The organism is Vibrio sp. Y58_MX_L22, from assembly GCF_024181865.1.
GTDB classification, from domain to species: domain Bacteria; phylum Pseudomonadota; class Gammaproteobacteria; order Enterobacterales; family Vibrionaceae; genus Vibrio; species Vibrio alginolyticus.
Genome location: NZ_JAMZAN010000001.1, coordinates 1,076,558 through 1,089,272 on the forward strand (window position 1 = coordinate 1,076,558; position 12,715 = coordinate 1,089,272).

At 45.6% G+C, this 12,715-nt stretch carries 10 protein-coding genes; 5 read left to right on the forward strand and 5 right to left on the reverse strand.

What is annotated here, in order from left to right; genetic code table 11:
• The first annotated feature begins 67 nt into the window (after positions 1-67).
• The 3 genes from NL626_RS04750 (at position 68) to NL626_RS04760 (ending at position 3,943) form a co-directional block, all read left to right on the forward strand.
• Complete coding sequence (locus NL626_RS04750; RefSeq protein ID WP_005381670.1) at positions 68-1,603, forward strand: bifunctional GNAT family N-acetyltransferase/carbon-nitrogen hydrolase family protein; 1,536 nt, start codon at positions 68-70, stop codon at positions 1,601-1,603.
• 204 nt (positions 1,604-1,807) lie between these two features.
• Positions 1,808-2,395 (forward strand): DedA family protein, encoded by a 588-nt coding sequence (locus NL626_RS04755; protein WP_253657051.1) that lies wholly within the window; start codon positions 1,808-1,810, stop codon positions 2,393-2,395.
• A gap of 180 nt (positions 2,396-2,575) precedes the next feature.
• Positions 2,576-3,943 carry a Na+/H+ antiporter NhaC family protein gene (locus NL626_RS04760; protein ID WP_005381672.1) on the forward strand — a complete coding sequence of 456 codons (1,368 nt, stop codon included), beginning with the start codon at positions 2,576-2,578 and terminating at the stop codon, positions 3,941-3,943.
• A gap of 74 nt (positions 3,944-4,017) precedes the next feature.
• Here the strand turns inward: NL626_RS04760 and NL626_RS04765 are convergent, their stop codons facing one another.
• The 4 genes from NL626_RS04765 to NL626_RS04780 all read right to left on the reverse strand — a co-directional run bounded on the left by NL626_RS04765 (position 4,018) and on the right by NL626_RS04780 (position 8,685).
• Positions 4,018-4,857 (reverse strand): 3-keto-5-aminohexanoate cleavage protein, encoded by an 840-nt coding sequence (locus NL626_RS04765; protein ID WP_253657034.1) that lies wholly within the window; start codon positions 4,855-4,857, stop codon positions 4,018-4,020.
• Complete coding sequence (locus NL626_RS04770; RefSeq protein WP_253657035.1) at positions 4,848-6,179, reverse strand: aspartate aminotransferase family protein; 1,332 nt, start codon at positions 6,177-6,179, stop codon at positions 4,848-4,850. The genes NL626_RS04765 and NL626_RS04770 overlap by 10 nt, the downstream gene beginning before the upstream one ends.
• A gap of 208 nt (positions 6,180-6,387) precedes the next feature.
• Positions 6,388-7,656 carry an O-acetylhomoserine aminocarboxypropyltransferase/cysteine synthase family protein gene (locus tag NL626_RS04775; RefSeq protein WP_253657036.1) on the reverse strand — a complete coding sequence of 423 codons (1,269 nt, stop codon included), beginning with the start codon at positions 7,654-7,656 and terminating at the stop codon, positions 6,388-6,390.
• Between the two features lie 117 nt (positions 7,657-7,773).
• Positions 7,774-8,685 (reverse strand): LysR substrate-binding domain-containing protein, encoded by a 912-nt coding sequence (locus tag NL626_RS04780; RefSeq protein ID WP_017635708.1) that lies wholly within the window; start codon positions 8,683-8,685, stop codon positions 7,774-7,776.
• 106 nt (positions 8,686-8,791) lie between these two features.
• On the opposite strand from NL626_RS04780, the gene NL626_RS04785 reads away from it, so the two are divergent.
• A complete protein-coding gene (locus tag NL626_RS04785; RefSeq protein ID WP_005383728.1) occupies positions 8,792-10,048 on the forward strand; it encodes a D-amino acid dehydrogenase in 1,257 nt (418 codons plus the stop codon).
• Between the two features lie 307 nt (positions 10,049-10,355).
• Positions 10,356-11,903: a sodium:alanine symporter family protein gene (locus tag NL626_RS04790; RefSeq protein WP_005381681.1), complete on the forward strand. Its 1,548-nt coding sequence runs from the start codon at positions 10,356-10,358 to the stop codon at positions 11,901-11,903.
• Positions 11,904-12,003: 100 nt separating this feature from the next.
• Here NL626_RS04790 and NL626_RS04795 read toward each other — a convergent pair whose 3' ends face one another.
• Positions 12,004-12,594: a GPR1/FUN34/YaaH family transporter gene (locus NL626_RS04795; protein WP_005381682.1), complete on the reverse strand. Its 591-nt coding sequence runs from the start codon at positions 12,592-12,594 to the stop codon at positions 12,004-12,006.
• Positions 12,595-12,715: the final 121 nt, after the last annotated feature.

A 12,715-nucleotide genomic window follows, 5' to 3' on the forward strand; every position in this document is an offset into this window, starting at 1 on the left:
ATCTGTCTGCTCAAATTTATGGCATTCTCATCCATACTATTTAAAAAGGATAAATGGATAGTAGGATATGGACAGCAACACGCCAAGACTCTCTTTACGCACCATTGAGCCGACCGATTACCCAGAGCTCGCGGAATTAATGGACCTTGTTTTTCCTGATGTTGGTGGCTCATGGCCACGCCTGACCATCATGGATCTCATTCATCAGTTTCCTGATGGACAAATCTGTATTGAGGATAACGGAAAAATTGTCGGCGCAGCGCTAACAATCAAAGTGGACTACAACCGATTTTCACTTCCTCACCTATACACCGACATCATCACCGAGAACAACGTCATCCAAAACCAAGTGACCGGTGACGCCATGTATGGTCTCGATGTATTTGTTCACCCGGACTACCGTGGACTGCGTTTAGGTCGCCGTCTGTATGATGCGCGTAAAGAACTTTGCCGGAGTAAGAACTTCAAAGCAATTTTAGCCGGTGGCCGCATCCCGAATTACCACAAATATGCTGACGAATTGAGCGTGGCTGAATACATCGACAAGATAAAACGCCGTGAGCTTCACGATCCTATTTTGTCTTTTCAGCTTGCAAATGACTTCGATGTAAAGCGTATTATGCGTGGTTACTTGCCAGAGGATAGTGCTTCTAAAGGCTACGCAACTCTACTGGAGTGGGATAACTTCTTCTACGAAGAGGATATTCAATCCGTACACGATGTAGAAAAAACGCTGATTCGGATTGGTGTTGTGCAATGGCAAATGCGTGCTATGAATGACTTAGAGGACTTGCTCGATCAGGCTGAGTTCTTCATCTCTTCTCTTGCGAACTACAAAGCCGATTTCGCCCTATTCCCTGAATTCTTTAACGCGCCGCTGATGGGATTGCAAAACGACCAAAATTCCGTCGAAGCAATTCGCTTTTTGGCTAGCTTTACAGAAGAGATCAAAAACCGCTTCTCGCAGATGGCCGTCACCTACAACATCAACATTATTGCAGGCAGTATGCCCGTCATCGAGGATGGCAAGTTGTATAATGTGGCCTACTTGCTGCAACGAGATGGTGAAATAAACGCTCAATATAAGATCCACATCACGCCCCATGAGCAAAAAGACTGGGTGATCGACGGTGGTGACAATGTTCAAGTGTTCGAAACCGATGCAGGCAAAGTCGGCATACTGATTTGTTATGACAGCGAGTTCCCAGAGTTGGGAAGAATGCTCGCCGAGCAAGGCGCACAAATTGTGTTCGTTCCTTTCTGGACAGACACAAAAAATGGCTACCAACGAGTACGAATCTGTTCCCAATCACGAGCCATCGAAAACGAATGCTACGTTGCAATTGGGGGCAGTGTCGGCAACTTACCTCGTGTTGATAATGTCGATATCCAGTACGCACAATCTGCCGTATTTTCACCGTCGGATATCTATTTTCCACACGATGCGACCTTGACAGAAGCAAGCGCCAACACCGAAATGATAATCTTCGCTGATGTTGATTTGACTAAGTTGAAACAGCTTAATACCGAAGGCTCTGTCACCAACTTACGTCATCGCCGCCTTGATTTGTATGGTGCATTCACCAAAGCCAAAGAGTCATAAGGATCTCCCTAATTCGCCGCTACCAAAGAGCGTGGCGGCGAATAAAGCCTGCTGCAGGTTGATTCTGCGCAATTATCAGAGGCATGTCAGTTTTTCTCAATGGTGAGAAACAAGAATTGACCCAATAGGACATTCGGAGTATCACTCCAACTTCGTTCCGCTTTTATTAGGGGAAAGCTTTTGGAACATATTAACGAACTTCTCGTGTCAATGAAGCCTTTGCTTGAGCAATACGGCTACGTTGCGCTGATTGTCAGTATATTTCTAGAAGGGATAGGTATCCCGATGCCTGGTCAATCACTGATGATCGCGGCATCTTTGCTCTCGTCAGAACAAGTCATGAACCTAAGTATGGTAATTATGGTATCGTGGCTGAGCTGCTTTTTGGGTAATACCTGTGGTTACCTAATCGGCTATTACTTTGAAGGCTGGTTGGATAAAAAAGGCTACATTTCCGGCCCGAAGATGCAAACGCTTCAATTGACTATCCAGAAATACGGCCCTACGTGCTTGGTCGTCAGCCGCTTTATTGAAGGAATGAAGCAATTTATGCCTCTTGCATGCGGTATCGCGAAAATGCCACGTAGAGAGTTTTTGCTCGGTAACGCCCTCGCGGCGACGGTTTGGGTATTGGTATTCAGCTTGTTAACTCACTTTGCATTTGAGCATTTAAGCGTGTTGAGCAACCTGTACACCGAATACAAATATCTGGTATGGGCATTTGCTGCTGTCTTATTTACGTGGATGGTTTTAGGTATTGTTAAACGCAAAAAAGCCAAATCAATGCAATAACAACAGTCTCTTCATTAGCGCATAACTAAAGCTCGTGGTATCAGTGAGATACGCAACACGAGCTTTTATCTTTTTCTTTACGTGTAAAATTTAAACAGCCATTTAGACGTCTAGACGTTGACAATGTAGAAGTGTGATATTAGTCTGCTCTTCTCTCTTATCATTAACATTGTCGTTTACATGTCCGGTTCCCAACAAACTACTAAAACAGTTGCACCGTCTGCGGTCGCACTGATCCCATTAATTGTATTCCTTGCGCTATTTATTGGCGTAGGCACTTACTTATCTTTGCAAGGCGTGGAATTTGCCTTCTACCAGCTGCCTGCACCCATCGCGGTGTTACCAGCCATCATCATTGCGTTTCTTTTAAGTAAAGAGAAACTTAACCGCTCAATCGAACACTTCATGCGTGGTGTTGGCCACCCAGACATCATCGCAATGTGTATGATCTATCTGCTTGCAGGTGCCTTTGCTGCGGTAGCAAAAGCCTCTGGCGGTGTTGATGCAACAGTGAACCTTGGTTTATCCGCTATTCCAACCAGCATGATTTTACCGGGCATTTTTCTGATTTCTGCTTTTATCGCAACAGCAATGGGGACTTCGATGGGTACCATCGCAGCCGTTGCCCCCGTAGCGTTGGGTATTGCTGAATCAGCAGGAATGAGCTTACCGTTAACCGCAGGCGTTGTACTGAGCGGCGCTATGTTTGGTGATAACCTTTCTATCATCTCTGACACCACCATCGCGGCGACACGCTCTCAAGGTTGTGAGATGAAAGACAAGTTTAAAGAGAACATTCGTATTGCTTTACCTGCGGCGTTGATCGCGATTGCAGTGTTCGCTTTCAACAGTACTGCGACTCAAGTGCCTGCAACTGGCGATATTGAGTGGCTAAAAGTCTTGCCGTACATCACTATTTTGATCCTAGCGGTATCTGGTGTGAATGTGTTTGTGGTTCTGTCGATTGGCATTCTTTTGGCTGGCGGCGTGAGCTTGGCATCGATTGACAATTACGGACTAACTAATCTAGCCCAAGACGTATACAAAGGCTTTGGTAACATGCAAGAGATCTTCTTGTTATCCATGCTGATTGGTGGCTTGAGTGAACTGATGCGTCGCCAAGGTGGTCTTGCTTTTCTAACAAATTTCGTTAGTAGCCTTATCCACGCGTTTGGCTCTAGTCACTCTAAGCATGCGAACAGTCGTGCAAGCGAGCTAGGTATTGCAGGTTTGGTATCAATGGTCAATGGCTGTACGGCAAACAACACCGTAGCCATCATTGTATCGGGCAGCGTTGCTCGCCAACTGGCGGAAGAGAATAATGTCTCTCCTCGCCGCTCAGCAAGCTTGTTAGACATTTTCTCATGCGTGGTGCAAGGCGTGTTGCCTTACGGTGCTCAAGTACTACTGCTAGGTTCCGTGTTCAACCTCTCGCCACTTGAAGTAGTTGCCAATTCTTACTACTGTTTTGCATTAGCGATAGCGGCTGTTGTCGCGGTGTTTATCAAACATCCCGCTCGTCAACCTGTAGCGCAAACTGAGAACTAACGACAAATACCGAAAAGGCTCCGATGGAGCCTTTTTACTTTCCTTTCTTCTTTTTTTCTTTTCCGCGAGCAGATTTACTTCAAAGCTGAACGCAAACTTTGCGCACTGCGTAAAGGAATCGCAAAGCGATGCGCCACATCACGTAGAGCTTCCACCTGAGCCGCGTTACTGATTGCTAATTCGCCTGCCACATCGACGTGGTTATTCTCAAACCCCACTCTCACATCGAATCCAAGTAACATCGCACTCGCTAAACAGTCTTGCTCTCGCGCACCAAAAGCACAAATGGCACATCGAATTTCTTCCTCGTCAAAACGCGCCAAATTCAAACCTCGTAAATCCCATGGCGAAGACTGTTGAGCTTGGTGATAACGCCCTAACACCACTAATGCATGCTGATGCGTTTTAGGTAACACGCCCGCATCACGCAGTTGGAAATAACGTTCAATGTCGGTTGCATCGTAGAGAATAATTTGGCTCACGATGTTGTGTTCTGCCACCCAATGGAAAAAGGCATGCCCTTCTTTCTCACTTGCGCGATCAGGGATTAACTCCCTCAATGCAAAAGAAGCCGCTTCTGGTTTCACAGCTTTAACTAACGCCATCTGTTGTGGCGGAGAATACAAGCCCACCGCCTCTGTGGTGAGCTGTACCATCATGTTTTGTCCCACCGCTTCTTTCACGGCATGGTAAATTGCCATGTTGTCGTCGATGTCTAATGAATGACGTCCGTTGGCGTCTCTAGCATGCAAATGGATCATGGCAGCCCCTGCCGTTTGACAAGCGATAGCCTCTGCAACCAGTTCGTCTGTTGTCATGGGTAAGCTGGCGTGATCGTGCTTAGTTTTTCTTGCACCGTTTGGGGCCACGATAATAGCGATAGGCTCTCGTATACATCGATTTTCTAATTCCATTCCTTCGCTACCTCTTTTAGCGTTAATGAGAGTTTGCCAACTAGCTCATCAATATGGTGAGGCTGAATAATGAATGGCGGCGCAAGCAAGATATGGTGCCCATTAACGCCATCAATCGTTCCGCCCATTGGATAGCACATTAAGCCATTTTCCATTGCTCGCTGTTTGATGCGTTTGTCTGCCAATGTGGCTTTACTCAGAGGCGCCTTGCTTTCTTGATCCGCCACCAGCTCAATGCCAAAAAACAAACCTTTACCACGAATGTCGCCAATGTACGGTAAATGGGCCAATGCAGAAGTAAGCTCATTACGCAGCAAAGCACTTTGCCGATTCACCGCCGTTAACAAATTATCTTGGAAGATGGTTTGAATGGTCGCCACGGCAGCAGCGCACGCCACAGGGTGCGCCATAAAAGTATGACCATGTTGGAAAAAACCGCTTCCATCAGCAATAGCTTGATAGACTCGATCATTCGCAACCACCGCGCCAATAGGTTGATAACCCGCACCAAGCCCTTTAGCCATACACACCAGATCGGGTTCTGCCTCTTCTTGCTCAAACGCAAAAAAACTGCCACTGCGTCCAACGCCACACATGACTTCATCCAAGATCAATAACACATCGTATTGTTCGCATATTTCGCGAATACGCTTGAAATAGCCTTGCGTTGCAGGCACAGCTCCAGCGGTGGCACCCACAATGGGCTCGGCGACAAAAGCCATGACATTATCAGCCCCCAATTCAAGAATTTTTGCCTCTAGCTCATTCGCCGCTCGCAATGAGTAATCCAATTCCGACTCATGACTCTGCTGATAACGATAAGCATAGCAAGGGGCGATATGATGGCTCGGGTGTAAGATGGGTTTGAACGGTTCACGTCGCCATTCATTACCTCCGACAGCCAAAGCCCCCAAGGTATTGCCGTGATAACTTTGCTGACGCGCGATGAATTGCTTTTTCTCTGGCTTACCTGATTCCACGAAATACTGCCGCGCCATTTTTAGTGCCGACTCCACCGCCTCTGATCCTCCACTGACTAAATACACATGGTTGAACTGTTCAGGCATGTACTGACAAATCAATTCTGCTAGGCGCTCACTGTTGTCACTAGTAAAAAATCCAGTATGAGCAAATGGCACTCGCTCGATCTGTTCCAACATGGCTTTTTTAACGGCGTGATGACTGTGGCCAAGGTTTGATACCGCAGCACCACCACAAGCATCGAGATACTGCTTTCCATGCTTATCGAATAGATAAACACCTTCACCTCTATCGATGATTGGTAGCGTGGCATGGCAATGACGGTGAAATACGTAAGACATTTGAGTCCCTTCCAATGTGTAATACTTGCACACATCATCAGGAACAAACCCAAACGTGACAAGAGAATAAATCTCACCCTCTATGAGCTTTTGGAATGCCACAAACCAAAAACACCAAAACCCTTGATATTTAAACAATAAAATAAAAATAGGCCAGCTTTTTTAAAGGCTGGCCTATGGGTAACCCAAAGCTAAAAACAGAATCGTTTTACGAGTTTAGTGCCTGTTCTAAATCGGCTAGAATATCGTCAATATGTTCAATACCCACCGATAAACGAATCATCTCTGGAGACACACCAGCTTGTTTTTGTTCTGCTTCGCTCAATTGACGATGAGTCGTCGATGCAGGATGGCAAGCCAATGATTTTGCATCGCCAATGTTCACCAAACGCTTAAAGATTTTCAAAGCATCATAAAAACGCACACCAGCGTCATAACCATCTTTTAAACCAAACGACAAAATCGCAGAAGGCTTACCTTTCATGTATTTTTCGGCGAGATGGAAGTGTTCAGAACTTGGTAATCCGGCATAACTTACCCAACTGACGTTGTCATTCTGTTCCAAGAATTCAGCCACTTTGAGTGTGTTCTCGGTATGGCGCTCCATACGCAGCGGTAACGTTTCTAGCCCTTGCATAAGCATAAATGCATTCATCGGTGATAATGCGGCTCCGGTATTACGCAGTGGTACGGTACGCGCACGCCCGATAAATGCCGCCTCACCAAACGCTTCGGTATACACCACGCCGTGGTAAGAAGGTTCTGGTTGGTTGAAAACAGGAAAGCGGTCTTTGTGCTGCGCCCAAGGGAATTTACCTGAATCCACAATCACGCCACCTAATGTGGTGCCATGCCCACCAACGTATTTAGTGAGAGAGTGAACTACGATATCCGCACCAAATTCGATGGGTTTGCAAAGCACTGGCGTCGCAACGGTGTTATCCACAATCACAGGTACGCCTTGTGCATGAGCAAGCTCCGCCACACGTTCTAAATCGATGATATTGCCCGCAGGGTTACCAATGCTCTCGCAGTACACCGCTTTGGTATTTTCATCAATTAATTCGGCCAAACTTTCTGGCTTGTCATCTTTAGCAAACTTCACCTGAATACCTTGATTTGGGAGCATGTGCGCAAACAAGGTATAAGTACCGCCATAAAGTTGCGGCGTAGAAACGATGTTATCGCCCGCTTGCGCTAAGGTCAGAATTGCATAGTTAATCGCTGCGCTCCCCGCACTCACGACCAATCCAGCAATGCCGCCTTCTAACGCCGCCATGCGTTTTTCCAGAACATCGTTAGTCGGATTCATGATGCGAGTGTAGATATTCCCCGGCACTTCCAAGTTAAACAGATCAGCGCCGTGCTGCGCGTTGTCAAACTCGTACGCGACTGTTTGATAAATCGGCGTCGCGACAGATTTAGTGGTAGGGTCAGTTTCGTAACCAAAATGGATGGATAGCGTTTCGTCTTTCATGTTCTTCCCTGTCTTTCATCACTCAAATAGCGGCAAGCAAAGCACTTACCTTGCTTAAAACTTATATTGCACAATTTTTCAACAAATAACGTAGGGATGAATCACAGAGATAAAACGCTAATTCAACTGTCCAAGTAACCAGTGACGAAACGTTTCTGTCGCATTCGTACGTGTGTTCATGATCAAGTAATACCCTGCATTGGCAGGAATCGGTTTGAATGGAGAAACCAAACGCTCTGTCGTCAATTCATCCTCAATCAGTGCCATTCGTGCCATCGCAATCCCAACGCCTGCTTCGGCTGCAGACATCGCCATATCCGTTCGATTAAAAAAGTGTCCGATATCGGTTTTAAAATCCAACCCCATCGCTGACGCCCAATATAGCCACTCATAGTCACGCGTCGCTTTTTCCCATGGCATCGCATCGTGTAGTAGCGTCGCCTCTTGCCATTGCTTCACTGGCATTGAGTTTTTTTGCTCACCAAACAACGTTTTTAGCCAGCCATGATCCTCAAGGTATTTTGGACTCATCACCGGTAGCAGATGCTCATCCAAAATCAGCTCCGCGTTAGCATTTCTATAAGGATGAAGACCATAGTCAATTGCGACGTCATAGTCTTTTATCTCACTATTTACCAGCGCACCTTCCGCAAAGATTTGTACTTGGATATCCGGATTATCATGATGGAAGCTTTCGAGCTTTGGGACTAACCATTTGAAAGCAAAAGAAGGCGTCAACTTCAAACGAATTTCATTGGTTTGCTTTTCTACTTTGAGCTCATCAAGCAATTTGCTCAGTTCCGAAAAGTGAAACTGCGTCGCTTGGTGTAACTGAGTGCCTTTTACGGTTAAACGAATACCGCGAGAGTGGCGTTCAAATAAAGTAAAACCTAATAACGCCTCCAAATGAATAATTTGTTGGCTTATGGCACCAGTGGTGAGGTGTAAATGTCTTGCAGCACCAGTAAAGCTGTTGTACTCCGCGACTTGGCTAAATAAACACAAACCACTTATCAGATTACTTTTCATCCTTGAGCCTATAATTTTTCTAAACGCTGTGTGTAATTTATATCGATTGTTAACAAAAGGTAAAGAAAAGAAACTGAGCACTCTGATAAATGTGTGGAGTGCATCAATGGAAGTCATCGTATTAGGCAGCGGCGTTATCGGCTTAACCTCTGCTTGGTATTTATCTCAAGCAGGCTATCAAGTTACCGTCATTGACCGCCAAGCAAGCAGTGCCATGGAAACGAGCTTCGCCAATGCCGGGCAGATCTCATATGGCTATTCTTCGCCTTGGGCTGCGCCTGGTGTTCCTGTTAAAGCCATTAAGTGGTTAATGGAGGAGCATGCTCCACTTAAAATCAAACCCACTCTGAATGCCGACATGATCCGCTGGGCAAGTAAAATGGTCGCGAACTGCACCCTACCTCGCTATCAAGTTAACAAGGCTCGCATGCTTTCGATCGCCAACCACAGCCGTATTTGCTTAGAACAGTTACGCCAAGAACACGCCATTGAGTATCAAGGACGTCAGTTTGGGACCTTGCAAGTATTCCGAACACATCAACAGCTGCAAGCCATTGAAAAGGACATGCAGCTCCTTGAACAAAGCGGAACCCGATTTAAGCTAATGGACGTCGAACAATGTATTGAACAAGAGCCAGGGCTTGCACTTGTGAAAGACAAACTGGTTGGTGGCTTGCATCTACCTGATGACGAAACGGGCGATTGCCATCAATTTTGCCAACAACTAACGGAGCTTGCTAAGGCACACGGTGTCCGATTTGAGTTCGATACTGAAGTAAGCAATTGGGTTACAGTAGGCAAAAAGATCATAGGTGTCCAAACGAACCGAGGACAATTTAAAGCAGACCAATATGTGGTGGCCTCTGGCAGCTACTCTACAGCGCTACTCAAGCAACTCGATATTGATATTCCGGTCTACCCTGTCAAAGGCTATTCACTCACCATCCCGATGGAAGATGAACACTTCTCTCCTCGATCTACTGTGATGGATGAAACCTATAAAGTCGCTATGACTCGATTTGATGACCGAATTCGCGTAGCTGGCACCGCAGAATTAGCAGGGTTTGATGCTTCCCTTCCACAAAAGCGCAAAAACACTATCGAAATGGTCATCCGTGATCTTTTTCCTCGTTGTGGTGACTTCAGCCAAGCTGAGTTTTGGAGCGGCTTTAGGCCAATGACGCCTGATGGCACACCAATTATCGGCGCGACTAAATACGATAACCTTTTTACTAACACCGGACACGGAACTCTGGGCTGGACGATGGCTTGTGGTTCAGGTCAATTGCTAGCAAGCGTAATGAAAGGTGAAAAAGCAAAAGTGATGGATAATGCGGAACTTAACCTTTGTCGTTACGCCTGAGCACATGACTGAACAAAAAACAGACAGACACTTACTCCACAAAATGCATAACCATTGGCATTTTTAACTCATCAAAATCGCAGTACATCTAAATGACAATGTGCTGCATAATTAATCATCAGGCAAATCTTCTACCTAAAAGGAGCAAATAAGCAACAAGAACCAAATTTTAACAACTACTCTCCATTCTGTGTTCATCATCACGCTACAAAGGATTTGTAGCTAAAAAAGTTAACAATTGCATTACATAAAGGGTAATGTATTGTGTGAAAAACAACCACAAACACAACTAACAGGGAAAATACTCATGCAGTCATTAGTTGATTTTCTGAATGGAATTATTTGGAGCCCGGTACTGATCTATTTGTGCCTTGGCGCAGGTTTGTTCTATTCAATCATGACGCGTTTTGTACAAATTCGTCACTTCTTTGAGATGTGGCGCTTATTACTTTCAGGGAAGAGTTCAACAAAAGGGATATCATCATTTCAGGCACTTGCCGTTTCACTGTCTGGCCGTGTAGGTACAGGTAACATTGCTGGTGTTGCTGCTGCTATCGGTTTCGGTGGCCCAGGCGCCGTATTCTGGATGTGGGTCGTAGCCTTCTTTGGCGCTGCAACCGCATACGCAGAATCAACACTTGCACAAATTTATAAAGAAGAAGACGAAGGCGAGTTCCGTGGTGGCCCTGCTTACTATATTGAGAAAGCAATGGGACAAAAATGGTACGCTTGGATCTTTGCTATCGCGACCATCTTTGCTTGTGGTGTTCTACTTCCTGGCGTTCAATCGAACAGTATCGGTAACGCAGTAGAAGCCGCATTTGGCTCAGGTGACATGATTGAAACCGCTATTGGTACCTTCAGTTTTGCTAAAATTTTCACTGGTACGGTTGTTTGTGTCATTTTGGCTTTCATCATTTTTGGTGGCGTAAAGCGTATCGCGAACTTTACCCAAGTCGTTGTGCCATTTATGGCGTTAGCTTACATCATTACTGCGTTTGTCATCATCCTTCTAAACATTGGTGAGGTTCCACGCATTTTCGGCATGATCATTGGTGACGCGTTCACACCAATGGCAGGCGTTGGTGCAGCAATCGGCTGGGGTGTAAAACGTGGTGTCTACTCCAACGAAGCAGGTCAAGGTACTGGTCCTCACGCAGCAGCAGCAGCGAGTGTTGATCACCCAGCTCAGCAAGGTCTTGTTCAATCTTTCTCTATCTACATCGATACATTACTTGTGTGTTCAGCAACCGCGTTCATGATTCTTATCACTGGCGCGTACAACGTAAATGGTGCGATTGAAGGTACATTCCTGGTTCAAAACCTACCAGCGGATATTGGTGCAAATGGCCCTGTGTTTACACAGATGGCGATCGAAAGCGCACTACCTGGCGTGGGTAAGCCATTCATCGCAATCGCTCTATTCTTCTTCGCGTTTACGACCATTCTGGCTTACTACTACATTGCAGAAACGAACATTGCTTACATTCGTCGTACGTTCAAAGTAAATGGACTGATGTTTATTCTGAAAGTCATCATTATTTCATCCGTGTTCTACGGAACCGTGAAAACCGCCAACTTAGCATGGGCGATGGGTGATGTAGGCGTAGGACTGATGGCGTGGCTAAACATCATCGGTATTTTGATCATCTTCTTTATGTCGAAGCCTGCACTCAAAGCATTGAACGACTACGAAGAGCAACAAAAACGTGGTGTGACCGATTTTACATTTAACCCTGTTGCACTGGGCATTAAAGGCGCAGATTACTGGGAAGATAAGTACCGACGTAAAACGGGTAAAGCACCAACGGCAGACAGCAATAGCGCAGAAACTGTTGAGCAACCATCAACATAGCGTTATCACATAAATAAGAAAAAGCAGTGGTCCGATTGAGGACATAAAAAAGGGGGATTAACCAATGGTTAATCCCCCTTTCTTCATTATGAGTAACAGCTTAGGCGATAACCGCTTCAACTTTACGAGCGATTTTTGCTTTACCGACAGGTAATACTTCACGACCAAATTCGTTGTTCAGTACTTGCGCCATTGCAAAGTAAATTGCACTTGCGCCACAGAAGATACCCTCGAAGCCAGCGATAGCACCGATCACTTCGCTACCAGTGAAATCACGAGCAGCAAGCAAGAAGAACAGGATAGTTAGAGAACCAAATACCACTTGCTTCGCTGTTGGGTAACATAGAGAACCAATGAACATGAAACCAGTGAAGATGCCCCAAAGCGCTAGGTACCAACCCATAAAGCTTGCAGGGCTTGCAGGAAGACCCATGTGAGGCATTACGATTAGACCAACCAATGTTAGCCAAAATAGACCGTAAGAAGTAAACGCAGTTGTGCCGAACGTATCACCGCGTTTAAAACACATGATGCCAACGATTACTTGGCTAAGGCCACCGTAAAAGATGCCCATCGCTAGAATCATAGAGTCAATTGGGAAAAATCCTGCATTATGAATATTGAGCAGAATAGTGGTCATACCGAAACCCATTAGACCTAGCGGTGCTGGGTTAGCCAGTTTTGTCGACATGTACAAATACCTTTTTTCAAAAATGTTGATAAAAAATGCGCGCGAATTTTAATGGGCTCCAGAACAAAAGAGAAAAGCTGTTATTGAAAACTTAGATTCCATAAATAAACCACTACATATA